General features: G+C 61.4%; 22 protein-coding genes and 6 pseudogenes. 21 read left to right on the top strand and 7 right to left on the bottom strand.

Annotated elements, in window-relative coordinates:
- Positions 1 to 223 precede the first annotated feature (223 nt).
- The 7 genes from AC15MQ_RS03630 (at position 224) to AC15MQ_RS03600 (ending at position 6,821) form a co-directional block, all read left to right on the top strand.
- Entirely contained in the window at positions 224 to 1,234 is a 1,011-nt protein-coding gene (locus AC15MQ_RS03630) for an Rpn family recombination-promoting nuclease/putative transposase (RefSeq protein WP_483079350.1), read from the top strand.
- Positions 1,234 to 2,283: an Rpn family recombination-promoting nuclease/putative transposase gene (locus tag AC15MQ_RS03625; protein ID WP_483079349.1), complete on the top strand. Its 1,050-nt coding sequence runs from the start codon at positions 1,234 to 1,236 to the stop codon at positions 2,281 to 2,283. The genes AC15MQ_RS03630 and AC15MQ_RS03625 overlap by 1 nt, the downstream gene beginning before the upstream one ends.
- On the top strand, positions 2,283 to 3,284 hold the full coding sequence (locus AC15MQ_RS03620) for an Rpn family recombination-promoting nuclease/putative transposase (RefSeq protein WP_483079348.1): 1,002 nt from the start codon (positions 2,283 to 2,285) through the stop codon (positions 3,282 to 3,284). Before AC15MQ_RS03625 ends, AC15MQ_RS03620 begins: the two co-directional genes overlap by 1 nt.
- A complete protein-coding gene (locus AC15MQ_RS03615) occupies positions 3,284 to 4,393 on the top strand; it encodes an Rpn family recombination-promoting nuclease/putative transposase (protein ID WP_483079347.1) in 1,110 nt (369 codons plus the stop codon). Before AC15MQ_RS03620 ends, AC15MQ_RS03615 begins: the two co-directional genes overlap by 1 nt.
- Complete coding sequence (locus AC15MQ_RS03610) at positions 4,393 to 5,466, top strand: Rpn family recombination-promoting nuclease/putative transposase (RefSeq protein WP_483079346.1); 1,074 nt, start codon at positions 4,393 to 4,395, stop codon at positions 5,464 to 5,466. The genes AC15MQ_RS03615 and AC15MQ_RS03610 overlap by 1 nt, the downstream gene beginning before the upstream one ends.
- Entirely contained in the window at positions 5,466 to 6,515 is a 1,050-nt protein-coding gene (locus tag AC15MQ_RS03605) for an Rpn family recombination-promoting nuclease/putative transposase (protein ID WP_483079345.1), read from the top strand. The genes AC15MQ_RS03610 and AC15MQ_RS03605 overlap by 1 nt, the downstream gene beginning before the upstream one ends.
- A gap of 159 nt (positions 6,516 to 6,674) precedes the next feature.
- Positions 6,675 to 6,821 carry a hypothetical protein gene (locus AC15MQ_RS03600; RefSeq protein ID WP_483079344.1) on the top strand — a complete coding sequence of 49 codons (147 nt, stop codon included), beginning with the start codon at positions 6,675 to 6,677 and terminating at the stop codon, positions 6,819 to 6,821.
- Positions 6,822 to 6,897: 76 nt separating this feature from the next.
- On the opposite strand, the pseudogene AC15MQ_RS03595 reads toward AC15MQ_RS03600, so the two are convergent.
- Positions 6,898 to 7,146 (bottom strand): annotated as a pseudogene (locus AC15MQ_RS03595) (ATP-binding protein); the annotation flags it as partial.
- A gap of 160 nt (positions 7,147 to 7,306) precedes the next feature.
- On the opposite strand from AC15MQ_RS03595, the gene AC15MQ_RS03590 reads away from it, so the two are divergent.
- From AC15MQ_RS03590 to AC15MQ_RS03580, 3 genes are read left to right on the top strand one after another with little or no spacing between them, the layout of a single operon-like run.
- Positions 7,307 to 8,530: a tyrosine-type recombinase/integrase gene (locus AC15MQ_RS03590; protein ID WP_350497232.1), complete on the top strand. Its 1,224-nt coding sequence runs from the start codon at positions 7,307 to 7,309 to the stop codon at positions 8,528 to 8,530.
- Positions 8,527 to 9,504: a tyrosine-type recombinase/integrase gene (locus tag AC15MQ_RS03585; protein WP_483079343.1), complete on the top strand. Its 978-nt coding sequence runs from the start codon at positions 8,527 to 8,529 to the stop codon at positions 9,502 to 9,504. The genes AC15MQ_RS03590 and AC15MQ_RS03585 overlap by 4 nt, the downstream gene beginning before the upstream one ends.
- Positions 9,501 to 10,523 carry a tyrosine-type recombinase/integrase gene (locus AC15MQ_RS03580; protein WP_483079342.1) on the top strand — a complete coding sequence of 341 codons (1,023 nt, stop codon included), beginning with the start codon at positions 9,501 to 9,503 and terminating at the stop codon, positions 10,521 to 10,523. The genes AC15MQ_RS03585 and AC15MQ_RS03580 overlap by 4 nt, the downstream gene beginning before the upstream one ends.
- Positions 10,524 to 10,559: 36 nt before the next feature.
- Here AC15MQ_RS03580 and AC15MQ_RS03575 read toward each other — a convergent pair whose 3' ends face one another.
- Positions 10,560 to 11,117, bottom strand: a complete 558-nt coding sequence (locus AC15MQ_RS03575; protein WP_483079341.1) for an ATP-binding protein — start codon at positions 11,115 to 11,117, stop codon at positions 10,560 to 10,562.
- Positions 11,104 to 12,057 (bottom strand): Mu transposase domain-containing protein, encoded by a 954-nt coding sequence (locus AC15MQ_RS03570; RefSeq protein WP_483079340.1) that lies wholly within the window; start codon positions 12,055 to 12,057, stop codon positions 11,104 to 11,106. The genes AC15MQ_RS03575 and AC15MQ_RS03570 overlap by 14 nt, the downstream gene beginning before the upstream one ends.
- A gap of 64 nt (positions 12,058 to 12,121) precedes the next feature.
- On the opposite strand from AC15MQ_RS03570, the pseudogene AC15MQ_RS03565 reads away from it, so the two are divergent.
- From AC15MQ_RS03565 to AC15MQ_RS03555, 3 genes and pseudogenes are all read left to right on the top strand, one after another.
- Positions 12,122 to 12,217: pseudogene (locus AC15MQ_RS03565) on the top strand (IS110 family transposase); the annotation flags it as partial.
- Positions 12,218 to 12,283: 66 nt separating this feature from the next.
- Entirely contained in the window at positions 12,284 to 13,324 is a 1,041-nt protein-coding gene (locus tag AC15MQ_RS03560) for an IS5 family transposase (RefSeq protein ID WP_483079339.1), read from the top strand.
- Between the two features lie 89 nt (positions 13,325 to 13,413).
- Positions 13,414 to 13,594: pseudogene (locus tag AC15MQ_RS03555) on the top strand (IS110 family transposase); the annotation flags it as partial.
- Between the two features lie 38 nt (positions 13,595 to 13,632).
- Here AC15MQ_RS03555 and AC15MQ_RS03550 read toward each other — a convergent pair.
- Positions 13,633 to 14,367: an FG-GAP and VCBS repeat-containing protein gene (locus tag AC15MQ_RS03550; protein ID WP_483079338.1), complete on the bottom strand. Its 735-nt coding sequence runs from the start codon at positions 14,365 to 14,367 to the stop codon at positions 13,633 to 13,635.
- 377 nt (positions 14,368 to 14,744) lie between these two features.
- Between AC15MQ_RS03550 and AC15MQ_RS03545 the strand changes: the two are divergent.
- Together AC15MQ_RS03545 and AC15MQ_RS03540 are read left to right on the top strand one after the other, a co-directional pair.
- Positions 14,745 to 15,749 (top strand): annotated as a pseudogene (locus tag AC15MQ_RS03545) (IS5 family transposase); the annotation flags it as partial.
- A 159-nt stretch (positions 15,750 to 15,908) separates the two neighbouring features.
- Positions 15,909 to 17,750, top strand: a complete 1,842-nt coding sequence (locus AC15MQ_RS03540) for an IS1634 family transposase (RefSeq protein WP_483079337.1) — start codon at positions 15,909 to 15,911, stop codon at positions 17,748 to 17,750.
- A 246-nt stretch (positions 17,751 to 17,996) separates the two neighbouring features.
- Here the strand turns inward: AC15MQ_RS03540 and AC15MQ_RS03535 are convergent, their stop codons facing one another.
- Complete coding sequence (locus AC15MQ_RS03535) at positions 17,997 to 18,299, bottom strand: group II intron maturase-specific domain-containing protein (protein ID WP_483079336.1); 303 nt, start codon at positions 18,297 to 18,299, stop codon at positions 17,997 to 17,999.
- A 95-nt stretch (positions 18,300 to 18,394) separates the two neighbouring features.
- On the opposite strand from AC15MQ_RS03535, the gene tnpA reads away from it, so the two are divergent.
- From tnpA to tnpC, 3 genes are all read left to right on the top strand, one after another.
- Complete coding sequence (gene tnpA / locus AC15MQ_RS03530) at positions 18,395 to 18,721, top strand: IS66 family insertion sequence element accessory protein TnpA (protein WP_483079335.1); 327 nt, start codon at positions 18,395 to 18,397, stop codon at positions 18,719 to 18,721.
- Positions 18,718 to 19,071, top strand: a complete 354-nt coding sequence (tnpB, locus tag AC15MQ_RS03525) for an IS66 family insertion sequence element accessory protein TnpB (RefSeq protein ID WP_287652092.1) — start codon at positions 18,718 to 18,720, stop codon at positions 19,069 to 19,071. Before tnpA ends, tnpB begins: the two co-directional genes overlap by 4 nt.
- 78 nt (positions 19,072 to 19,149) lie before the next feature.
- Positions 19,150 to 20,727: an IS66 family transposase gene (gene tnpC / locus AC15MQ_RS03520; protein ID WP_483079334.1), complete on the top strand. Its 1,578-nt coding sequence runs from the start codon at positions 19,150 to 19,152 to the stop codon at positions 20,725 to 20,727.
- A gap of 33 nt (positions 20,728 to 20,760) precedes the next feature.
- Here the strand turns inward: tnpC and AC15MQ_RS03515 are convergent, their stop codons facing one another.
- Both AC15MQ_RS03515 and AC15MQ_RS03510 read right to left on the bottom strand, forming a co-directional pair.
- Positions 20,761 to 21,840 carry a reverse transcriptase domain-containing protein gene (locus AC15MQ_RS03515; RefSeq protein WP_483079333.1) on the bottom strand — a complete coding sequence of 360 codons (1,080 nt, stop codon included), beginning with the start codon at positions 21,838 to 21,840 and terminating at the stop codon, positions 20,761 to 20,763.
- 571 nt (positions 21,841 to 22,411) lie between these two features.
- A pseudogene (locus AC15MQ_RS03510) lies at positions 22,412 to 23,526 on the bottom strand (ISAzo13 family transposase).
- Between the two features lie 339 nt (positions 23,527 to 23,865).
- On the opposite strand from AC15MQ_RS03510, the pseudogene AC15MQ_RS03505 reads away from it, so the two are divergent.
- The 3 genes and pseudogenes from AC15MQ_RS03505 to AC15MQ_RS03495 form a co-directional block, all read left to right on the top strand.
- Positions 23,866 to 24,165, top strand: a pseudogene (locus tag AC15MQ_RS03505) (IS110 family transposase); the annotation flags it as partial.
- An 80-nt stretch (positions 24,166 to 24,245) separates the two neighbouring features.
- Complete coding sequence (locus tag AC15MQ_RS03500; protein ID WP_483079332.1) at positions 24,246 to 24,566, top strand: toprim domain-containing protein; 321 nt, start codon at positions 24,246 to 24,248, stop codon at positions 24,564 to 24,566.
- On the top strand, positions 24,566 to 25,189 hold the full coding sequence (locus AC15MQ_RS03495) for a hypothetical protein (RefSeq protein ID WP_483079331.1): 624 nt from the start codon (positions 24,566 to 24,568) through the stop codon (positions 25,187 to 25,189). The genes AC15MQ_RS03500 and AC15MQ_RS03495 overlap by 1 nt, the downstream gene beginning before the upstream one ends.
- Positions 25,190 to 25,324: the final 135 nt, after the last annotated feature.

Raw genomic sequence — 25,324 nt, 5'->3', positions numbered from 1 at the left:
GGTAAGTACGAGGAGCAACGCTAGCCGTCACCTAAGCAAGTTCCATGCTAGAGCAAGGGCCGCTATCCGGCAACCCCTGCACCGATCCGCACATGAGTAAACGGCCACCAGGATCGCCAGCTCGACGGCAATTGACTGGAACACCCGGAGCACGGCTGAGCCAGCCTGCTCGTAGCCGCTTCCTTACCTGGAATCCGCCACTGCGAAGGGGTAACATCTGAGCATGTCCTCCGATTCCAGCCATGACTCGGGCTACAAGCTCCTGTTTTCTCACGCGCAGGTCGTCGAGGACCTGCTGCGGGGTTTTGTCCCCGAAGACTGGGTCGCTGAGCTGGACTTCACGACACTGGAGAAGGTCAGCGGCAGCTACGTCAGCGATGATCTGCGCGACCGCGAAGACGACATCATCTGGCGCGTCCGTCGCCAGGGTCAATGGCTCTATGTCTACGTGCTGCTCGAATTCCAGAGCAGCGTGGACCCCTGGATGGCGCTGCGCGTCATGGTCTATACCGGCCTGCTCTATCAGGATCTGATCAAGACCGGGGAGGTCCGCAGGGGGCAAAAGCTGCCGCCCGTTTTCCCGCTGGTCCTCTACAACGGCCGCCAGCACTGGAACGCGGCCCGCGACGTCAGCGAACTCATAGACCTGTTGCCGGGCAGCCTCAAGCGCTATCATCCGGCGCATCGCTACTTTCTGCTCGACGAAAGCGCCGTCGGCGAAGAGCACCTGTCTGACCGGCAAAACACCGTTACCAGCATCATCCGCCTCGAAACCAGCGCCGTACCGGCGGACGTACGGCAAGCCGTATCGCAATTGCAGCAACGATTGCAGGGACCGCAGTACGCCAGCCTCCGGCGCGCCTTCGTGGTCTGGATCAACCGGATCGTGCTGCGGCGACTGATGCCCGGACAGGAAGTACCCGAAGTGAATGAACTACAGGAGATCGACACCATGCTCGCCGAAACCGTAGAGGAATGGACCAGACAATGGAAGGCCGATGGCCTTCAGCAAGGACGGCTGCAGGGATTGCAGGAGGGAAGGCAGGAGGGATTGCAGAAGGGAAGACTGGAAGGTGAGCGCGTTCTGCTGCAGAAGCAACTCGAACGCCGTTTTGGCGCCTTGCCGCCGTGGGTCAGCGAACGCCTGGCGCAAGCGACTCCTGAGCAACTGGAGGCCTGGGGTCTCGACTTGCTCGATGCAGCCGATCTCGGAGCCCTTTTCCAGACCGGCTGATGCCCGCTCCGACCATGTCCTCCGATTCCAGCCATGACTCGGGCTACAAGCTCCTGTTTTCTCACGCGCAGGTCGTCGAGGACCTGCTGCGGGGTTTTGTCCCCGAAGACTGGGTCGCTGAGCTGGACTTCACGACACTGGAGAAGGTCAGCGGCAGCTACGTCAGCGATGATCTGCGCGACCGCGAAGACGACATCATCTGGCGCGTCCGTCGCCAGGGTCAATGGCTCTATGTCTACGTGCTGCTCGAATTCCAGAGCAGCGTGGACCCCTGGATGGCGCTGCGCGTCATGGTCTATACCGGCCTGCTCTATCAGGATCTGATCAAGACCGGGGAGGTCCGCAGGGGGCAAAAGCTGCCGCCCGTTTTCCCGCTGGTCCTCTACAACGGCCGCCAGCGCTGGAATGCGGCCCGCGACGTCAGCGAACTCATCGACCTGTTGCCGGGCAGCCTCAAGCGCTATCATCCGGCGCATCGCTACTTTCTGCTCGACGAAAGCGCCGTCGGCGAAGAGCACCTGTCTGACCGGCAAAACACCGTTACCAGCATCATCCGCCTCGAAACCAGCGCCGTACCGGCGGACGTACGGCAAGCCGTATCGCAATTGCAGCAACGATTGCAGGGACCGCAGTACGCCAGCCTCCGGCGCGCCTTCGTGGTCTGGATCAACCGGATCGTGCTGCGGCGACTGATGCCCGGCCAGGAAGTACCCGAAGTGAATGAACTACAGGAGATCGATACCATGCTCGCCGAAACCGTAGAGGAATGGACCAGACAATGGAAGGCCGATGGCCTTCAGCAAGGACGGCTGCAGGGATTGCAGGAGGGAAGGCAGGAGGGATTGCGAGAGGGATTGCAGGTAGGGATACAACAAGGACTCCTGCGAGGTGAACGCGTTCTGCTGCAGAAGCAACTCGAACGCCGTTTTGGCGCCTTGCCGCCGTGGGTCAGCGAACGCCTGGCGCAAGCGACTCCTGAGCAACTGGAGGCCTGGGGTCTCGACTTGCTCGATGCAGCAGATCTCGGAGCCCTTTTCCAGACCGGCTGATGCCCGCTCCGACCATGTCCTCCGATTCCAGCCATGACTCGGGCTACAAACTCCTGTTTTCTCACGCGCAGGTCGTCGAGGACCTGCTGCGGGGTTTTGTCCCCGAGGACTGGGTCGCTGAGCTGGACTTCACGACACTGGAGAAGGTCAGCGGCAGCTACGTCAGCGATGATCTGCGCGACCGCGAAGACGACATCATCTGGCGCGTCCGTCGCCAGGGTCAATGGCTCTATGTCTACGTGCTGCTCGAATTCCAGAGCAGCGTGGACCCCTGGATGGCGCTGCGCGTCATGGTCTATACCGGCCTGCTCTATCAGGATCTGATCAAGACCGGGGAGGTCCGCAGGGGGCAAAAGCTGCCGCCCGTTTTCCCGCTGGTCCTCTACAACGGCCGCCAGCGCTGGAACGCGGCGCGTGACGTCAGCGAACTCATAGACCTGTTGCCGGGCAGCCTCAAGCGCTATCATCCGGCGCATCGCTACTTTCTGCTCGACGAAAGCGCCGTCGGCGAAGAGCACCTGTCTGACCGGCAAAACACCGTCACCAGCATCATCCGCCTCGAAACCAGCGCCGTACCGGCGGACGTACGGCAAGCCGTATCGCAATTGCAGCAACGATTGCAGGGACCGCAGTACGCCAGCCTCCGGCGCGCCTTCGTGGTCTGGATCAACCGGATCGTGCTGCGACGACTGATGCCCGGACAGGAAGTACCCGAAGTGAATGAACTACAGGAGATCGACACCATGCTCGCCGAAACCGTAGAGGAATGGACCAGACAATGGAAGGCCGATGGCCTTCAGCAAGGACGGCTGCAGGGATTGCAGGAGGGAAGACTGGAAGGTGAACGCGTTCTGCTGCAGAAGCAACTCGAACGCCGTTTTGGCGCCTTGCCGCCGTGGGTCAGCGAACGCCTGGCGCAAGCGACTCCTGAGCAACTGGAGGCCTGGGGTCTCGACTTGCTCGATGCAGCCGATCTCGGAGCCCTTTTCCAGACCGGCTGATGCCCGCTCCGACCATGTCCTCCGATTCCAGCCATGACTCGGGCTACAAGCTCCTGTTTTCTCACGCGCAGGTCGTCGAGGACCTGCTGCGGGGTTTTGTCCCCGAGGACTGGGTCGCTGAGCTGGACTTCACGACACTGGAGAAGGTCAGCGGCAGCTACGTCAGCGATGATCTGCGCGACCGCGAAGACGACATCATCTGGCGCGTCCGTCGCCAGGGTCAATGGCTCTATGTCTACGTGCTGCTCGAATTCCAGAGCAGCGTGGACCCCTGGATGGCGCTGCGCGTCATGGTCTATACCGGCCTGCTCTATCAGGATCTGATCAAGACCGGGGAGGTCCGCAGGGGGCAAAAGCTGCCGCCCGTTTTCCCACTGGTCCTCTACAACGGCCGCCAGCGCTGGAACGCGGCCCGCGACGTCAGCGAACTCATAGACCTGTTGCCGGGCAGCCTCAAGCGCTATCATCCGGCGCATCGCTACTTTCTGCTCGACGAAAGCGCCGTCGGCGAAGAGCACCTGTCTGACCGGCAAAACACCGTCACCAGCATCATCCGCCTCGAAACCAGCGCCGTACCGGCGGACGTACGGCAAGCCGTATCGCAATTGCAGCAACGATTGCAGGGACCGCAGTATGCCAGCCTCCGGCGCGCCTTCGTGGTCTGGATCAACCGGATCGTGCTGCGGCGACTGATGCCCGGCCAGGAAGTACCCGAAGTGAATGAACTACAGGAGATCGATACCATGCTCGCCGAAACCGTAGAGGAATGGACCAGACAATGGAAGGCCGATGGCCTTCAGCAAGGACGGCTGCAGGGATTGCAGGAGGGAAGGCAGGAGGGAAGGCAGGAGGGAAGGCAGGAGGGAAGGCAGGAGGGAAGGCAGGAGGGAAGGCAGGAGGGATTGCGAGAGGGATTGCAGGTAGGGATACAACAAGGACTCCTGCGAGGTGAACGCGTTCTGCTGCAGAAGCAACTCGAACGCCGTTTTGGCGCCTTGCCGCCGTGGGTCAGCGAACGCCTGGCGCAAGCGACTCCTGAGCAACTGGAGGCCTGGGGTCTCGACTTGCTCGATGCAGCAGATCTCGGAGCCCTTTTCCAGACCGGCTGATGCCCGCTCCGACCATGTCCTCCGATTCCAGCCATGACTCGGGCTACAAGCTCCTGTTTTCTCACGCGCAGGTCGTCGAGGACCTGCTGCGGGGTTTTGTCCCCGAGGACTGGGTCGCTGAGCTGGACTTCACGACACTGGAGAAGGTCAGCGGCAGCTACGTCAGCGATGATCTGCGCGACCGCGAAGACGACATCATCTGGCGCGTCCGTCGCCAGGGTCAATGGCTCTATGTCTACGTGCTGCTCGAATTCCAGAGCAGCGTGGACCCCTGGATGGCGCTGCGCGTCATGGTCTATACCGGCCTGCTCTATCAGGATCTGATCAAGACCGGGGAGGTCCGCAGGGGGCAAAAGCTGCCGCCCGTTTTCCCACTGGTCCTCTACAACGGCCGCCAGCGCTGGAACGCGGCCCGCGACGTCAGCGAACTCATAGACCTGTTGCCGGGCAGCCTCAAGCGCTATCATCCGGCGCATCGCTACTTTCTGCTCGACGAAAGCGCCGTCGGCGAAGAACACTTGTCTGACCGGCAAAACACCGTTACCAGCATCATCCGCCTCGAAACCAGCGCCGTACCGGCGGACGTACGGCAAGCCGTTTCGCAATTGCAGCAACGATTGCAGGGAGCGCAGTACGCCAGCCTCCGGCGCGCCTTCGTGGTCTGGATCAACCGGATCGTGCTGCGACGACTGATGCCCGGCCAGGAAGTACCCGAAGTGAATGAACTACAGGAGATCGACACCATGCTCGCCGAAACCGTAGAGGAATGGACCAGACAATGGAAGGCCGATGGCCTTCAGCAAGGACGGCAGGAGGGACGGCAGGAGGGATTGCGAGAGGGATTGCGAGAGGGATTGCGAGAGGGATTGCGAGAGGGATTGCAGGTAGGGATACAACAAGGACTCCTGCGAGGTGAGCGCGTTCTGCTGCAGAAGCAACTCGAACGCCGTTTTGGCGCCTTGCCGCCGTGGGTCAGCGAACGCCTGGCGCAAGCGACTCCTGAGCAACTGGAGGCCTGGGGTCTCGACTTGCTCGATGCAGCCGATCTCGGAGCCCTTTTCCAGACCGGCTGATGCCCGCTCCGACCATGTCCTCCGATTCCAGCCATGACTCGGGCTACAAACTCCTGTTTTCTCACGCGCAGGTCGTCGAGGACCTGCTGCGGGGTTTTGTCCCCGAGGACTGGGTCGCTGAGCTGGACTTCACGACACTGGAGAAGGTCAGCGGCAGCTACGTCAGCGATGATCTGCGCGACCGCGAAGACGACATCATCTGGCGCGTCCGTCGCCAGGGTCAATGGCTCTATGTCTACGTGCTGCTCGAATTCCAGAGCAGCGTGGACCCCTGGATGGCGCTGCGCGTCATGGTCTATACCGGCCTGCTCTATCAGGATCTGATCAAGACCGGGGAAGTCCGCAGGGGGCAAAAGCTGCCGCCCGTTTTCCCGCTGGTCCTCTACAACGGCCGCCAGCGCTGGAACGCGGCGCGCGACGTCAGCGAACTCATAGACCTGTTGCCGGGCAGCCTCAAGCGCTATCATCCGGCGCATCGCTACTTTCTGCTCGACGAAAGCGCCGTCGGCGAGGAGCACCTGTCTGACCGGCAAAACACCGTCACCAGCATCATCCGCCTCGAAACCAGCGCCGTACCGGCGGACGTACGGCAAGCCGTATCGCAATTGCAGCAACGATTGCAGGGACCGCAGTACGCCAGCCTCCGGCGCGCCTTCGTGGTCTGGATCAACCGGATCGTGCTGCGACGACTGATGCCCGGACAGGAAGTACCCGAAGTGAATGAACTACAGGAGATCGATACCATGCTCGCCGAAACCGTAGAGGAATGGACCAGGCAATGGAAGGCCGATGGCCTTCAGCAAGGACGGCTGCAGGGATTGCAGGAGGGAAGGCAGGAAGGGCGGCAGGAAGGGCGGCAGGAAGGGCGGCAGGAAGGGCGGCAGGAAGGTGAACGCCTTCTGTTGCAAAAGCAGCTCGAAAGGCGTTTTGGCGTCTTGCCGTTGTGGGTCAGCGAACGCCTGGCGCAAGCGACTCCCGAGCAACTGGAGGCCTGGGCTCTCGACCTCCTCGATGCTGCCGATCTCGGCGACCTCTTCCCGACCGGCTGATGTCCAGCACCAGGCCGTTCGCAGACCGCGACGGAAGGGGCCGCGTGGAGGGTCTACAGCAGCAACGATTCGATCCAGACTCAGTGAGCACGGGCGTCAACGGATGAGCAGCCGCTGAAAGGTTTGGCATTCGCCGCCACAAAGAGGCAAACTCCGACCATGTCCTCCGATTCCAGCCATGACTCGGGCTACAAGCTCCTGTTTTCTCACGCGCAGGTCGTCGAGGACCTGCTGCGGGTTGTCCGCGCCGACGTGAATCTGGTTCAAATTCGCCGGCTTGAAAGTGGAGCGCTGACGGGGACGTGAAGGGGGTGGCTGGCGCAAGGCGAAAGCCGCCGGCGACGGGGAGTCGGCGGCGGCGGAAGTTGAGGTGGAGAGGAGATCAGGCGTCGGTCTGATCGCGCATGCGGTAGCTGCGCCCGTCGATGACGACCGATTCGGCGTGGTGGAGCAAGCGGTCGAGCAAGGCCGAGGTCAAGGTGCTGTCGTTGTTGAAGATCTCGGGCCACTGCTTGAAGGCACGATTCGTCGTAATGACCGTCGAGCCTCGTTCGTAGCGCTGGCTGATCACTTGGAACAAGCCGTCGGCGCCGAACTTGTCGATCGGCAAATACCCCAACTCGTCGACTAATGTTGCGCACAACATTAGTCGACTTATGTTCAGCGGTCAGTAATGTGGAGTAGCGGGGCTTAGACCGCGATGCGCAATGCTTCGACGCGTCCGGACTCAACATTAAAAAAGTGGCGGAGGCGTATCGTGGTTTTCCTCTTCAATCGACGTGGAGACCACGATGCTTACAACTCTCTTTCCCAAGTACCACCAGCGCTACCGCGATTGCCCGGTCGCCAACTGGCTCGCGGGCTTTGCTGAATGGTTGGTGTCCACCGGCTATGCGCACGATCCGGCACATGATCATGTTCGCAGACTGAAACAGGTCCTTGAAACCCACGGATCGGTCACGCCCGATGCCGTGTTCTCGATGGACGAACTCGCCACGATGTTCAGGTCGGCTCGCCAGCAGGCCGTGTTTCGCGGAACACAGCACGCATTTGAGCGCTTCCTTGCGGCCCGCGGCCACCTGATCGTTGAGCCCGACTGCAACCGCTTCGCGCCGCTTCTCGGAGCGTATCGGCGTCATCTGTTCGAGGTACGCGGGCTGGCTACCTCGACCATCAGTCAGCACCTGGCGAGCGCTACGGCCTTTCTTACCCACGCCGTGCCAGGCGATGGGTTGCTTCAGAACCTCTCTGTACGAACAGTCGAGCAGTTCGTCGTCGCCGCCGGGCAGCGACTCAAGCGTCAGAGCCTCCAGCACACGGTCGCACAACTGCGCGCCTTTCTTCGGTTCTGCCATGATCGCGGCGAATTGTCCGAGCGCCTCGATATGATCGATACGCCGCGCACCTATCGGGACGAGTTGCCGCCGCGTGCTCTGCCCTGGGATCTCGTGCAGAAGTTGCTGGTCTCGATCGACCGCTCGGCCCCTCTCGGCTGCCGCGACCACGCGATGCTGTACCTGATGGCGTTTTACGGGCTGCGCCCGTCCGAGATCGTGACCTTGACGTTGGCCTCGATCGACTGGGCGAACAAGACCTTGCGCGTCGAGCAATGCAAGACGCACTCGTTGCTTGTGCTGCCGCTTTCCGATCAGGCAATTCGCGTCCTCAAGCGTTATCTCCAGGGGGGACGTCCGGGCAGTGTTCATCCGCAGCTCTTCCTGCGTGCACGCTCGCCGGCCGGCCCGATCAAGCACACAGCGTTGTGCGACATCTACGAGAAGCGCGCCAAGCTGAGCAAACTGCCTCTGCAGGGCAGTTCGTCGTATAGCCTGCGTCACGCGTTCGCGATGCGTTTGCTCGAACGCGGCGTCGGTATCAAGGCGATCGGTGACCTGCTCGGTCACCATACGCTGGAGAGCACCTGCGTCTACCTGAGATTGCAGACCGAGGCGCTGCGCGATGTCGGACTGCCAATTCCACCACTGACGGCCGACGGGGCAGGGAGGCTGTCATGAACGCGCCTCGTCCCGGCACCCCGCTCGACGCCATCGTCGATCACTATCTACAGTGGAAGCGCGGACTCGGGCGCGGCTATCTGGATGTTGAGCGAGTGCTCGTGTCGCTGCTCCAATTCCTGCATGATCGCGCATCCGCGGATCTCGATCAGAATCTGTTCGACGCTTGGAGCAAGTCTTTCGCTGAGCTGACCGCGAACGTCCGGCGGAACCGGCAGCGTGAGGTGCTCAACTTCTGCCTGTATCGACGGCGCACCGAGCCGAACTGTTTCGTGCCTGACACCAATCGCTTCCCTCGGCCCTGCCCACACTGCGCTCCGGTAATCTTTGGCCCGGATGCAGTGGCCCGTATGCTGGTCATTGCTGGGCAGCAACGTGCGCCGCCAGGCTCGCCGCTTCTGCCTGCCGTCTTGCGACTCGCCGTCGTACTCCTCTACACCGCCGGTTTGCGCCGGGGCGAGTTGTTGCGCCTGACCTTGGCTGATGCCGATCCGACCACGGGTGTGCTACGAATTCGCGAGTCGAAGTTCCATAAGTCCCGTTTCGTGCCGCTGTCGTTTGATGCCAGCCGCGAGCTTCACGCCTATCTGCAACAGCGCCTGATACCGCCGTTGAGTGCAGCGCCGGATTCGCCCCTGCTGTGCAACTGCACGCGTGGCCTGCGCGCCTATACCGGCACCGGCCTGAGCCGCGGCCTGCAATTGTTGATTCGGTCCGCCAATGTCCAAAGCACCGACGGACGTCGGCCGCGGGTTCACGATTTCCGCCATAGTTTTGCCGTCCAGGCCCTGTTGCGCTGGTATCGACAAGGCGCTGACGTGCAGTCCAGGCTGCCGAAGCTCGCCATGTACATGGGGCATGTATCGATCGTCTCGACCGCCTACTACCTGAAGTGGATGCCCGACATCGCGACAGCCGCCAGTGATCGCTTCGAGGCACGCTTCGGTCACCTGATCAGTGGTAGCTCATCATGAAACGCGCGCGCCCCAACGACCTTGGCTTGGCTGTGGAGAAGTTCTTCCGCGAGTATCTGCCGACGCTCCGCGGCATGAGTCTGCACACCATTCGCAGCTATCGCGACGCCTTGATCCTGTTCCTGCGTTTCGTCTCCAGCCACAGCGATCAGCGACTCGAAGATCTCTGTCTCGACGCTTTTACCGCGGAGCATGTGACGCAGTTCTTGATGTCCCTGGAGGTCGAGCGCCACAACAGCATTGCTACGCGTAATGCACGACTGGCCGCGCTGCACACCTTTGCTCGCTTCCTCGCTGCCGAGTCGCCAGAGCATCTTGCCAAGTGGCAGCGCGTGCTGGGACTCCCGTTCAAGCGAGGAGCCAGGAACGCACCGATCGACTACCTGGAGTCGACGGAGGCCGAAACGCTCCTTGGGCAGATCGACCGTTCCACCGAGACGGGGCGGCGCGATTATGCGTTGTTCGCGCTCATGCTCAATACCGGGGCTCGTCTCCAGGAGATGCTAGACCTCAAGCTGAGCGACGTTCGGACCGAGCCACCGTGCCAAGTCCGACTGCGTGGCAAAGGCGGCAAGGTGCGGCTCTGCCCAATCTGGGCCTCGACCGCCGCTCGACTGCGGGAGCTGGCGGAGCAGGTATCGAGAAGCGCGACGATCGACACGTTGCTGTTCACAAACCGGCGCGGCGGCAAGCTCACGCGTTTTGGCGTTCGCTATCTGCTCAACAAGTACATCGTGGCCAGTGCCGCCACGGCAAGCACCTTGCACGAGAAGCGCATCCACCCGCACTCGCTGCGACATACCACGGCGATCTACCTGCTCAAGGCGGGCGTCGATTTCGCGACGATCAGCCAATGGCTTGGGCATGCGACGCTGAACACGACGATGAAGTACGCGCGCGCCGATCTGGACCTGAAGCGCCAGGCGCTTGCCCAAGTGTTTCCGGAAGCGTTGGCTCCGCCCGTCGGAGGAGACGCTCGGGTCGACGCCAACGTCGTCGAATGGCTAAGGCGGTTGTAACCAAGTTATGTGGAGTCGCCAAGTCTGTAGCCCGCGTTACGTCTGGGGCAGGCCGCGGGACTCCACATTACTGACCGCTGAACATAAGTCGACCACCAGGAGCGAAGGTTTCATCAAGCGCGCCATTTCACGCTTGATCCCGCCGGTGGCCTGCGCCGCCGCCAGGGCATTGACGATATCGACGGCGCTGGTGAAGAGCGCCATCCGGCCTTGCAGGCAAGCCGCATACGCCAGGGCGACCGCAAGGTGGGTCTTGCCGACGCCGACGCCGCCCAGAAGAATCACGTTGCCGTGCTGAGGCAAGAACTCCAGGCGGAACAAATGCTGCACCTGTGCCCGGTTGATCTTCTTCGGCCAACTCCAATCGAAGCCATCGAGCGTCTTGATCCCCGGCAGGCGCGCCGCCTTTACCCGGCGAGCGACCAGCGCCTCATCGCGGCGCGCCACCTCGCCGACGACCAATTGCTCCAGGAAGCGGCCATGCGGCCACGACTCGCGGGCCGCCTCGGCCATCAGGGTTTGGTGATGTTGCGCGAAATACGGCAACTGCAGACGCCCCAGATGTTTCGCCAGCAAGGCATCAGTCATGGCCATCGGAACCTCCGTCGTCGTGACCGCGAGCGAAATCCGAATAGGCCGACAAGTCGGCCGGCGGCAACTCCAACTCGAGCACATCCTGACGGCGCATCAGCACAAGCGGACTGGCCTCCGGCAACTGTCGGGAGCGCGCCTCGATCAGATGCGCCACGTACTCGCTGCTGAATGCCTCGAACGCGAGGGCATCGGTCAGCGCCCGCACCACCGCGTCGTCGCCGTAGATCTCGGCCAGTGCCACGATCTTGCGCACATGCACGAGCGCATGGCCGCGTCGCTCCAGCAGGCCCGCGTGATAGCGCACCGCCAGCGGCGTCAGGGCAAAGAAACGCCGCAGCACCTGCGCATCGCGGGCATGGCGGCGCTGCGCCACCAGGACTTTCGGATGATCGGGATCCTCGATGTCGCGGTGTCGCTCGAAGGAGCGGGCATGGCGCGCGATCAAGTCCTCGCCGTGGTAAATGCACACGCGATCCGGATAGGCCTTGACGGTGACCTGGGCGCCGGCAAAGCGCGCCGGCACCGAATAGCGGTTGGCCTCGAAGTTCACCCGGAACTGGCGGGTGGCGCGCAGCGTCAGCACCCGGCCGACATCGAACGGACGGGGATTGACCGCGTGCAGATGCGCTCGCTCATCGGCCCACAGATCGGTCGGCCGGCGATGCGTTTCCCGATGCACCCGGACATTGGCGACCGATTCCAGCCAGACCTGCGCCGCCTGACCCAGTGCGGCAAAGTCCGGCAACTCCAGACCGGACAGGAAGTTGCGCTTGACATAGCCGACACCGCGTTCGACGCGCCCCTTCTCGTTGCCCTTCGCCACCGCGCAAGCCACCGGCTCGAAGCCGTAGTGGCGGGCGAAATCGAGATAGCGCGGATTGAACTGCGCCGCTTCGCCGCGCCTGTGCTGGAGCACCGCGCAGCGCAGATTGTCGACCATCACCTTCCTTGGCACGCCGAGCGCATGGAAGCCATTGACATGCGCCGCGAGGAATTGCTCCATCGTCTGCGACTTCAATCGCGATTCCGGCCAGATGCGTGGTAAGCGCGCCATCTTCGGCGGACGCGGGCAGGTGCGCCGCGGACTCTACATTGCAGCGGCGTTGGTGTAGTATATTGGCATCACCCCCGGAGGGTCCGGGGTGGGCTGTCGGAGGAGATCGATCATGGCGATGCGCGTGAAGCCGGACACTGGCGAGGTGGGGCTGAAGCAACGGTACCGGGTGACGAACTGGTCGGAATACGATCGGGCCTTGGTCAACCGGGGGAACCTGACGATATGGTTTGACGAGGCGAGTATTCGGGACCAGTGGACTCCTGCACCACCGGTGGGCCGTGGCAAGCCCGGGCTGTACTCGGACACCGCCATCCAGACGTGCCTGACGATCAAGGGGCTGTTCCAGTTGCCGTACCGCGCCACGGAGGGACTGATCAAGTCGCTCATGCGCCTGTGCCAACTGGACTTGCCGGTGCCGGATCACACCCATATGTCGCGACGGGCTGCGCAGCTTTCGGTGAAGATTCCTCGTCGGCCGCGCAAGGGTCCGACGCATGTGGTGGTCGATTCGACGGGACTGAAGATCTTCGGCGAAGGCGAATGGGCGGAGGCGGGGTTGCGTGAAGCATCGCTTCGCGCCGCCGGAGCCGGTCGGCTGTGCAAAGCCGACCGTGGAACGGTGCGTCAGCACGGGGTGGGTAAGCGTCGCACGTGGCGGAAGATCCATCTGGCGGTTGACGAGACCAGTAAGGACATCATCGGCATCGAAGTGACGACCACCGCCTGGGGCGACAGCGAAATCTTGCCCGACCTGCTCGATCAGGTCGAAGGCGAGATCGCCCAAGTCTCGGCCGATGGCGCCTACGACAGCCACGGCTGCCATGCGGCGATCGCCGAGCGGGACGCGCGTGCCACCATCCCGCCCCGCGATGGAGCGGTTGCGTGGGGAGACGACCACCCCCGCGACGCCATCCTCCAGGAAATCGAAGCCAAGGGACTCGCCAGCTGGAAGAACGACAGCGGTTACCACCGGCGCAGCATCGCCGAGAACATGATGTTCCGGCTGAAGCAACTGGGCGACAGCCTGTACTCCCGAACCTTCGAGCGGCAAGTGACAGAAGCTCACGTTCGCGCCGCCATCCTCAACACGTTCACCTACCTGGGCATGCCGCGTTCTGACCGGGTAGGGAAAATTGCGTCCGCTGCATGAAGCAGCGCGGGAAAAAGGGGGAGTCATGCCGAAATTTCGCAACCAAGCCAAATGGTATATTAGTAATTGCTAATAGTGCACCAACGCCCATTGCAGCGCTCGCGGCCATCCGATTCAATGCAGCCATCAAGGCAGTTCTACGACCGCCTCGTCGCCGCCGGCAAACCCAACAAGGTCGCCATCGTCGCCTGCATGCGCAAGCTCCTGACTATCCTCAACGCCATGGTCAGAACCGGTAAAGCCTGGGACAATTCTCTTCATACCGCTTGACTCGAAAGACAGTTGCTTATTCGTTAGGTGCCGGGGCATCAGCAACCACATGCGGCTTCACGGCCGAGGAGTTGAGCGGCTTTTCGAAAAACCTTTCCGTCTCCACTATTTGACGATAGATATATCCTCTCGTCAAAGCCGCAGTTGTCGTCAGGAATGCTAACTAATATGTCCAGTTTCCCGTCGCGGTCCAGATCTCCAACCCAATGAATGATAGGAGTGGTGTCTCCACCGTAGTGGCTCTCGGGCTCCGTACTGAACAGGAACTGCTTAATCTTTCCATCGCTTACGTGGTAACGCTTCGAACCTTCAGGTGTTTTGACCCAGGACATTGTGATGGGGCGGGTACTCCAGGGCATAGCCCATTTTCCAAATTTACTGAGCTTCTGAGTTTGGGGTGTATCGAACGCAGGCTCTTTAGCGCGGTACCATGACATGACTTTCCCGGTATTAACAGACATGTTCGGAAACAAGGCAAAAGGCTTTCCTTTTACGGTTAGCACGTCTAAGGGTTCATCTTCGTCGAGGACATTCTTCGCGCTGGACGATTTAATGCGGACTTGCGTCGATTTGATCTCGCAATCAAGTTCGTTGCAGTAGAGTCCAAGCCAAGTGGCATCGCGGGGAAACGTGCCTTTCCCATACTGACGAGTCTGATCGACGACAAGCACCGGCGTTGAACTGTTCGGTTCCTGTGCCATTGCCGCCAATGACGATGTCATCAATGCGAAGCCTGAAATATATAGAAAGTGGCAGCGCGTAAAATGGTTCAAGGTATAGGCACCTAGCGAATAGCGTTTATCTGCCGCCCAGAAGGCGTGCGGACCAATCGCAGGCGGCGCGCGGCAGATAAACCTTGTTGGACGAAGCCGCTACGCGGAGGAAACAGCGGCGCCGTAGTCGTGCTGAAGTCAAGATGTGACCTCGCCCCTCAACCGAGGGATATTCATGATGAACGCGAGGTTACCGCAAGATGGGAGACATGTCCGCTGTCGCCGCGACGATTTTTGACAGGAACTACGAAGTCGGCCCTGCAAATTGCCCACAACCCGCATAGACACTACGTTATTGCTCGAAATTCACCCCCTGAGATCCCCGACAATTTAGAATACAGGGCGGTGAAACCTGAGAGAAATCAAGCAAATCGCAGATGGCTACCGATGACTTTTTCCGCTCCCGACTCGATCAGATGATCGACCTTCGGCACCCGCTGGTGGTCCTGGCGAGCCGGATGCCCTGGTCCCAACTGGAAACATTTCTTTCCCCCGCTTTCGCTCGCCAGAGTCGCGACGGTCGGCTCATCGAACGCGATGACCTGTTCGGTCCGACGCTGCAGGTTGCCGGTGGCGGTCGTAGCGCCGCCGGCCGGCCCAGGCTGCCGATTCGGCTCATGGCCGCACTGCTGTACCTCAAGCACGCCTTCAACCTCAGTGACGAAGAACCCGTCGCCCGCTGGTCCGAGAATGTCGTCTGGCAATACTTCAGTGGACTGGACTACTACACCCCGAAGCTGCCGTGCGATGCCACCCAGATCGGCCGCTTTCGTACATCGATCGGCGAAGCCGGCGTCGAAGAACTGCTCAAGGCGACCATCGACACCGCCGTCCAGACCAAGGCCGTGCGCCCAGCCGAGTTCGAGCGGGTCATCGTCGATACCACCGTGCAGGAAAAGGCCATCGCCCATCCGGTCGACAGCCGCTTGCTGGAGATCGCCCGGGGCAAGGTCGTGCAAGCCGCCAAACAGGTCGGCCTCACCCTGAAACAGACCTTCGTCAAGGAAGGCCAGGAACTGCGCCGCAAGGCCAGCGGCTATGCGCACGCCAGACAGTTCCTTCGCCTGCGGCGTACCGTCTAACGGCAGCGCACCATCCTCGGCATCGTCCTGCGCGAAGTCCGGCGCAAGCTGACGACCGTCAGTAGCGACTGCGCCACGGCCATCGCCCGTCTGAACACACGGCTCGAACGCGCCGAACGCCTCTGCACGCAACAAACCCACGACAAGAACAAGCTCTACGCCCTGTATGCCCCCGAAGTCGAGTGCATCAGCAAAGGCAAAGCCCGCAAGCGCTACGAGTTCGGCGTCAAGGCCAGCATCGTCGTCACCCACGAGAGCGGTCTGGTGGTCGGCGCCCGCAGCTTCCCCGGCAATCCTTACCCGGTTTTTAACACCCCATACGCATATTTCGTGCTTTTCAGGCGAGGCTCGACGCTAAGTCTTTGATTTTTAGCGCCGTGAGTTTTTCTGGCGTTTTGTAGTGCCATAATCGTATGCCGTTTTGGCCGATCCCCTTGCTTTTGTTGTACGATCGTGGGCATGTTCATACGACAGACGAGAACCGGCAACAAGGCGACGGGTGAAAGCTACGTCACCTACCGACTGGTGCGCACCGAGCGCATCGGTGGCAAGGTCCGTCAGATCACGGTGTTGAACCTCGGCCGCCATTTTCCGATCAAGCAGGAAGACTGGCCGATTCTGTGCAGCCGCCTCGATCAGTTGCTCAATCCTCAGGCGGTGATCCTGCCTTTGGAATGCTCTGAATCGATCGAGCGCACGGCGCAGCGTTACCATGCGCAACTGGTTGCCCGCGCACCGACGATTTTGTCGGCGACGGAGGGTACGGCCGGATTGGCCGGCAAACCTCGCCCGTCTGCCGATTTCCAGGAAGTCGATGTGGACTCGCTGCAGATGACGCAACCCCGGTCGGTGGGCGTCGAACACGTCGGTCTGCATGCGGCAAGCGCGCTGGGATTGATCGAGACGCTGAACGACCTGGGCGTCAATGGGGTGGTGCAGGCATCGATCCTGGGCAACCTGATCGGGAGAATGGGCCAGCCGGGATCGGAGCTGGCGACCTGGAACTGGCTGCAGCAGCACAGTGCCCTGGGCGAGTTGATGGACGTTGACTTCTTGTCGATGTCGCACATGGGCCTGTATCGCGCCTCGGACGTCCTGATGAAACATCGGGAGGTGATCGAGACGCGTCTGTTCAGCACGGCCCGGACGCTCTTCGATCTGCAGGAGACGGTCACCCTGTATGACCTGAGCAACACCTATTTCGAAGGCGAAGCCCAGCTGAATCGCAAGGCCAGGCGAGGGCGTTCGAAGGAGAAGCGCAGCGACTGTCCGCTGGTGACGCTCGGTTTGGTGCTCGACGGCAGCGGCTTCGTCCGGCGCTCACAGACCTTCGCCGGCAACGTTTCCGAGCCCGGCACGCTGGCGTCGATGCTGACCGGCCTGGGGACGCCGGCGGGAGGGCTGGTGGTGATGGATGCCGGCATTGCCACCGACGCCAACGTCGCCTGGCTGGTCGAGCACGGCTATCGTTATCTGGTCGTGCGACGCGGGGGGATGCGCCAGTTCGATGAGGCACGCGCCGTGACCCTCGAGACCGCCGGCAAGGAATGGCTGCAGCTTCAGAAGGAGCTGAGCCCGGATGGCCAGGAGCTTTGCCTGTATTGCCACTCACCGAGTCGGCAACTCAAGGAAGAGGCGATGCTCGCGCTATCCGGTGGGCGTTTCGAAGCCGGATTGCAGCAAATGAGCGATGGCCTGCAAAAGCCGAAGAGTGAAAAGGGCCACGACAAGCTGCTGGAACGTCTCGGCCGACTCAAGCAGAAGAGCCGTGGCGCCAGCCAGCACTACCAGGTCAATCTCGTCACCGAGGAGAGCGGCAAGACGGTGACGGCGATCACCTGGCAGAAGGTACCGGTTGCCGGCACGATGGCGACGCATCCTGGCGTCTATTGCCTGCGCACCAACGAACTCGCCTGGGATGAAGAGAAACTCTGGCGGACCTATACGATGCTGACCGACCTGGAGAGTGTGTTTCGCAGTCTGAAAAGCGAGCTCGGCTTGCGACCCCTCTACCACCACAAGGAAGGGCGCTCGGACGGACATCTGTTCATCTCCGTGCTCGCCTACCAGTGCGTTCAGTTCCTGCGCGTGAAACTCAAGGCCGCGGGAATCGCCGACAGCTGGGCCAGCCTGCGCGACACCCTCTCGGTGCAGCGCCGGGTGACCGCCACTTTCAGTCAGCGCGACGGGCGCTCCCTGCATGTGCGCAAAGCCACCGTCGCCGAACCCGACCTGCTGGCGATCTATCGTGCGCTGGGCATCAGCGCCGCTCCCGGAGGAACCCGAAAACTGATCAGCTGAATCACAAATTACCGGCTTGTAGTGCCACTCGATATTTTTTCAGCACGCAAGCAATTGATTCAGCTATAGGTTGGTTTCTCTTGGCCTGTAGAGTCGAGATGTGGCGCGGTAGCCGTAGGTTCGGTTTGTCTGTTTCCGTCCCTTTCGTTTGACGGTGCCCAAGTAGCCTTGCCCTAGCCCCGTTTCCACATCCCGCTCATCGAACCGGACAGGCGCATTTCGCGCATCCGGCTCTCGGACAAGACATCATGCTGTCGCCCACGGAAGGTCATGGGTCTTCTCTGGCAAATTGATCAGCCCCAACTGTTCGTAGAGATACTGATTCGGGTAGCGCACCCACCCGGTGCCGGAGACCTTGTGCTTCTTGCATAACCACCGGCGGAGCCGTTGCGTGACGCTGGTATTGATCGCCCGATAGGCCGGACTGACGGGACCCAGGCAAAAGTAGTTCGCCCAGCCGATCAGTTTCCGGTTCAGCCGTCCCACGACAAACTCGGCATCCAGTAAGGTTCGGCGGCGGTCGGTTTCCTGAGTGATGCCTTCGACCATCCGTTTGATGCTCTTCCGCGGTAAGCGTTCAGCCGATCCACCTATAAAAGAGCCGATAGGTGGAGCAACCTCCCGGTTTTCGACAGGAGGAAGAGATGACCAAAGGAGGGGAACGGGAAGCACGCTGGCGAAGACATGTTGACGCCTGGCGGGCGAGCGGGGGCACACAAACTGCGTACTGCAAGGAGCACGGGCTGAGAAGTTATTCGCTCAGTTACTGGCACCTGCGCTTTTCGGGGGAGTCAGGCTCAAGCGGGACGAGGGGAGGAGGCACGCTGACCCTGGTTCCGGCGGCCCTGGTTGCCGGTCCCGTGGCGTCTACACCCAGTCTGTCGCTCCACAGCCCTGAAGGCTGGCGACTCGACTTTGCCGCCCTGCCGCCTGCCGGGTGGCTGAACACCTTGTGGGCAGAGCGCTCATGAGCCCGTCTTTGGGAGCGGCGCCCGAGCGTATCTGGTTGGCCGTCGAAGCGGTGGACATGCGTCTGGGCATCGATGGGCTGTCGGCCCGCATTCAGGCCAGCCTCGGGCGTACGCCCTGTGACGGCACCGCCTACGCCTTCACCAACCGGCGACGCAGCCGGCTCAAACTGCTGGTCTGGGACGGCACCGGGGTCTGGCTGTCGCAACGCCGATTGCACCGGGGCGCCTTCACCTGGCCGCGCGCGAGCGACCCGGTCTTCGCCCTCACCGCGGCGCAATGGCGTTGGCTGATCGCTGGCGTAGACTGGCAACGCCGCGACGTTCCGGCACCCGCCCATTGGCAGGTTTAGCCGGATCCCATCGCTAAAAAAGCATGTCGAATCCGCCACTTCGCTGTCTTTCAGACCCGCTTCACGGTATAATGCCGAATGGATTTGGCCAGCGAACTTGCCCCCTTCTCTCCCTCGCCGGAACTGCTGTTGTGGACCGAAAATCGGGTCGGCGGACTGCTCGAAGAACTCAAGACTCGCGAGACCGAAATTCACTGGCGCGATGCCAAGATCGAGAAGCTCACCCTCGAACTGCTCTATTTGCGGCGGATGAAATTCGGCGTGAAGAGCGAGTCTCTGGCGCTGCCCGAACGGGACCTCTTCGAAGAAAGCCTGACCGCCGACCTCGCCGCCTGCGAAGCCCATCTGGAGCAGGAGCGTCAGGCGGCCGACATGGGGCCACCTCTGCCGCCCACCGAGAAGCCCAAACGCGAACGCGCCGGCCGTCAGCCCCTGCCGGTGCAGTTGCCGCGTGTCGAGCACCGGCACGAGCCCGACAGCTGCACCTGTGGCCAATGTGGTCAGGCGCTGGTGCAAATCGGCGAGGACGTGACCGAAAAGCTCAGCATCGTCCCTGCCGAGTTCTTCGTCGAGCGTCACCTCTACCCGAAATACGCCTGCCGTCCCTGCGAGACGATCACCGCCGTGCCGGCTGTGGCTTCGGTCATCGACGGTGGTCTGGCAACGCCGGCGTTGCTGGCCTGGGTCATGGTCAGCAAGTACGCGGATCATCTGCCGCTCTATCGCCTGGAACGCCAGGCCGCCCGCTCGGGAGTGATCCTGTCCCGCTCCACCCTGGCCGACTGGGTGGGCCGTATCGGCGTCGCCCTGGAACCGCTCTGGCAGCGCCTCACCGAGCTGCTGCGCCAGTGCACGGTGCTGCATGCCGATGAAACCCCGGTGCAGCAACTCGATCCGGGCCGGGGAAAGACCAAACGGGCCTATCTGTGGGCGTATCGCAGCAATGCCCTGGGAGCCGATCCGCCGATCGTCGTCTTCGACTACCAGCCCGGCCGGGGCGGAAAGTACGTGGTCGAGTTCCTCGGCAACTGGCACGGTGCGCTGATGGTCGATGAGTTCGCGGGCTACCAGGGGCTGTTTCGCGGCGAGGTGATCGAACTCGCCTGCATGGCTCATGCCCGGCGCAAGTTCTTCGACCTCCATCAGGCGAATGGGAGCCCCGTCGCCGCCGAGGCGCTGCGCCGCTTCGGCGAGTGGTATGCCATCGAGGCGACGATCCGGGAGAAGAGCGTAGAGGAGCGGGCGCGCATACGAAAGGAAACCAGTCAGCCGTTGCTCAAAGCCTTTCATCTGTGGCTCCTGAGCACCCGCCAGTCGGTTGCCGACGGGGGCGCGCTGGCCAAGGCGATCGACTACAGTCTGCGGCGCTGGTCAGCCTTGGCCCGTTATGCCACCAATGGCTTCTACCCGATCGATAACAACCCGATCGAGAATGCCATTCGTCCCATCGCCATCGGAAGGAAGAACTGGCTGTTTGCCGGTTCCGAGGCCGCCGGCCAGCGCGCCGCAGCGATTCAGTCCCTGCTCGAAACCGCACGCATGAATGACATCGAGCCCATGGCCTGGCTGACCAACACCCTGGAAAAACTCCCCTCCTGGCCGAACAGCCGCATCGACGAGTTGTTGCCTCTCAAGCCGCTCAACAATCCAGCGTGATCCTGCTCCTCCAGAGGTGGGGGCGCTGAACGCTTACTTCCGCGAGGGCCGAGTGCCGATGTAGGCGCGCCCGGTCTCGTGGCTGTAGCACCGCCCGAAGGTGTAACCCAGGAAGTCAAACCGCTCTTGCGGTATTCGGCACAGGTGTGTCTTGTCGTCGTTCACCGTCAGCTTCAGTGTCTCCATCATGCCTCGCATCGCGTCCATGGCATCCTCTGCCCGGCCTTTGCAGCAGATGACGAAGTCGTCCGCGTAATTGACGATTTGCGCCGACCAGCGACGGGCATACCCCAACGTCTTCCATCCGAGGATGAAGCACAGCATGTACAGGTTTGACAGCAGCGGTGAAATCGGAGCCCCTTGCGGAGTGCCGCGCCCGGTGTCCCGGTTGGACGTCGTCCGTTTCCGGTGACCGTGTCCATCGTCTTCTTCCACTGGCGCTTCCAGCCATTGCTTGATGAGGTGCAGAACGTGCCGATCAACGATCCGACGAGCGACGCTCTTCATCAGCTCGGGGTGCGGAATGCTATCGAAATAGCTGGACAAATCCGCATCTATCACTTGCTGGTGCCCGGTGTTCAATAGCCGATGAACCGCTTGTACCGCGTCCTGCGCTCCCCGCTCTGCCCGGTAGGCGTATTGCTCCGGTTGCAGATCGGCTTCGAAGATAGGTTCCAGCACGAGCATCGCCGCCGTTTGAACGACCCGGTCGGTGATCGTCGGTATCCCCAAGGGGCGCAGCTTGCCGTTCGGCTTCGGTATCCAGACTCGCTTGACCGCTTCCGGTCGGTAGTCCTTCGTCTTCAGCCGTTCCGCCAGTTCCCCAAACCAGCGTTCTTCTCCAGACGCTTCGATGTCTTCAAAACGCACTCCATCCGCTCCAGCCGCTCCCTTGTTGGCTTTGCAGCTTCGATAGGCATAGTCGAGCACGTCCCGTCGATGAATCTTGTCGTACAGGAGGTAGAACCGGTACCCGGGTTCTTCCTTCGCTTTGGCATGTAACGCCGTCCGCAGTTTCTGAACGCTTATCGGAGTTTGCAGGTTGCCCAATCTCCTATCCCTTTCCGCTTCTTGCGTTGGTCTTGAACTGAGGCCCCTTCCCTCCATCGGCATTACCCCACTTCAACGGTACTACGGGCCTCTCCGCCACCCCACCTCGCCCGGCCTGTCCCTCGCGGGCGTCCGGTTGGTCTTGCGCTTGACCACGTGATGGGGCTTCCCGTGTTGCGTCTGTCTTCCTCTTCCACACATGCCGTCACCAATACCCCGGCGGAACCACAGGCTGCGTTTCGCTCGCATTCGCCTGTGTCAACGGCCTTCCCCGTATTAACGCCGGGTCGGCTTCCGCATCACCCTTTTCGAGGCCTGCTCAGTGTTCATTCGCATTACGGCCTGCATGGTCGCCAAGTCCCTTACAAGACCCTCTACACCAGAGGCTTCAGCCGCTTCGTTACCTCCACGGCTGCTCCAGTTGCTACCGGCCGGAGCGAAAGTTGCCGGACGGGATTCGCACCCGCTGAAAGACAGCGCCTTGGCACGGCGCACGTTAAACATGGGCTAACGGTCATTGCAGTTGCCGCCGCCCCGGATGATGAAAGAAGATGCGGGTTGGGAAGCGGCGGGTAGAGGTCGCGCAACATTTTGGCGGCTCGACCCCGCAAGCTAAGGTGATTTCTACGATAGTTCATACCGTGCTGACTGGTCGGATCAAGATGTCCCACTTGGGTAGGAGCGGGTGACGTTCCAGCCGGGACTCGACCGATTGCATAGCCTCCTTGGCCACCGTGACTCCTTTCTCGTAGACCGTGCGGCTCAGTTCGACGACGGGATGAACACCTTTCCAGGTCATGGTCTTGGCCCACTCCAGCATCGTTTGGGTATCGGTCAACTTGGCACCGTTCCAGTGCTTTTCCAGGATTCCCCAGCAACGCTCCACCGGATTGTATTTGCTGTGGTACGGCGGATAGTAGAGGAGGCGGATGGACCTGCCGATGTGATCGGCGAACTGGACCATGCGCTTGAGGAATTGCGTACGCCGGCCATTGCTCTCCGGTCCGTTATCGGCCTTGATCTGGAGGTGTGTGACGCGAGCACGCTCCTCGGGTGCTTGACGCTCCCACCAGGCGTAGAGACTGTCGATGATGAAATCGCTGGTCTTCGCCGAGCTTCCGAAGGACAGATGGAGAGACCCACTGTCTTCATTGACGACACCAAACGGCGTGTGTTTTTCCTCGCACCCCATGTCGTGGTCGGCAGCCCGGTGGTCACCCCGCGTCTTGCCGCCACGCGAGTAGTCGCCAATCTTCACCGTCGCCTTGCAGTCCATGCTCAGGCGCATGACGGCTTCGTCTTGGCTATCGCGGTCACGTTCCCGGATGTTGGCGAAAATGGCGTCGGTTTCAGGGACTTTTTTTGGGGTTTGGCCTTGAGCACCGGGCGCAACCGGTACCCGTTGCGATTCAACACTTTCGACATACCGCTTCGGGAAGGCAGGACATCGTCCGCAAATCCCTGTGCTCGCAACTGCTTGATGGCTTCCTCCGCCGTCAGGCGGGTGAACGACACGGTCGTACGAAAAGTCGGGTCTTGTTGCGCATGACTTTCCGCCAGTTCCCACAGGGCTTGCGCCACCTCGGGGTGTTTCTTCTCCCACAATTTCGCACCGCAGCAGAACGCGTGCAGCCCCAGACAGATGATACCCGTACGTTTCTCATGCAGACCGAGCTGCACGGCCTGCCGACTCCAGCCGAATACCTCCTCGGCACGCCGAGCACTGCCACTACAATATTTCAACGCCATCTCCGCCTGAAACGCCCTGCGCCTCGCCCCCGTCATCTTGCTCGCAGCAAGCCGGATATCTTCCAGGTGCTCGGCTTCAAGAGAAATCTTCCTTTCCGCTACCGTGGCGACTCCCATTCGCAAGACCTCCAATCGCAGAATCGGCTAAAAGTATCGCACACAACGGTATGAAGAATTGGGGATATCACCTAACGTGACCCGCTGAACCGACTCGTACCCCGGATTGCTGCCATCGAGCGCACACATTAAAAGGGCCGTTGGCGAACTGTCGCCTTCAGGCAATTTCGGTTCTGGCACCCACCGCCTCCCGCGTTCAAGTTTATGGCGAAAGGAGACGGTATGGAACTGGTTCCGATCCACAAGCGGGTCATTGGGCTGGATATTCATCAGGCTCAGGTCACGGCGTGCGCGATCATCGAGGAATCGGGCGGCGAGACACGACTCGAGCAGCGGCAATTTGGCGCGTTCAAACGGGACCGGCGGGAGCTGGCGGTCTGGGCGGCGGCGCTTGATCCGGACGAAGTCGTCATGGAAAGCACGGGCATCTACTGGAAGAGTCCGTATGCGGCGCTGGAGGCGGTCGGTATCCGGGCGACGGTGGTCAATGCCCGTCATGTCAAGCAGGTGCCGGGACGCAAGGATGTGCGATTCACCGCACGTATCTGACCGTTGAGGGCTACAAGGCCAGCGTGCCGACGGTCAAAAAGGTACTCGGAAACATGCCTGCGCCGAGCGCCATTCAACTGTTCGAAGCCGGGAGCACTCTTGGCGTCGCGGAGGGTGTAGAAACGGCTCTGAGCGCGTCCCTGCATTTCGGTGTGCCGGTCTGGTCAGCAATCTCCGCCGGGGGAATGGAGAAGTGGACGCCACCGGAGGGCATTGAGCGCGTGATCGTGTTCGGCGACAACGACGCCAACGGTGTCGGGCAGGCAGCAGCGTGGTCGCTGGCAAAGCGGCTGATCGCTCACGGGATCAATGTCGAGGTCAAGATCCCCGAGGCGTACGGCGACTGGAACGATCAACTGACAGGGGTTCTGTGATGGCAATCAAGACATCCACCAAGCACCCCTACGCGGCCCTAGAACACCGGGTGATCGACAGCGAAGCCTACCGAAACCTGACGTTCTCCGCTCGATCCTTGCTGACCTTGATGGCCAGGCAACTGACCAGGGATAACAACGGCCACCTGCAGGCGACCTACACCTTCCTTCGTCCCTACGGATTCGACTCTGAGCGGACAATCAGCCGCTGCCTGAAGGAGTTGATCGCCAAAGGCCTGCTCCACCGCACTCGCTACGGGGGCTATCAACAAGGAGCGTCGCAGTACGCGGTCACCTGGTTGTCGATCAGGAAGCGGGAGGGCCTTTTCCTGGATGGCTTCAAATCCTGTGCCTGGCGTGATTGGCGGCCGCCCGAAGAAAAAAACACCTCCGCAAAAATGCAGGAGGCTACCGGTAAAAATGGCATCTTGTCCCCCTCTCCAGATGCCAAAAATGCAGCTAGGACCCCCCGCAAAAATGCAGACAATGAATTAATGCCAATAGGAGCACAGATCTCCGCTCTCTCTGCACCCAGACAGGAGGCGCGAGCGACAGCACGAATCGTCTGGATGCCGCAGATCGCCGGTGGTCGCCTGCCACCGATTCAGCTGCGGGCGTGGTAAAGCCTATCGGAGCGTCAATCGACCAGGCGACCCACACATATGGCAACCACTTCCTCTACGGAGTCAGGGGCATACGCAAGGCAAGGCGGAACACGAACAGATACCGCGAGGATGCTCCCTGCAATAGACTACTGA

Source organism: Candidatus Accumulibacter propinquus (assembly GCF_056856495.1).
The sequence above is the reverse complement of the archived record's forward strand: the minus strand, read 5'-3'. Positions and strand labels throughout refer to the sequence as shown.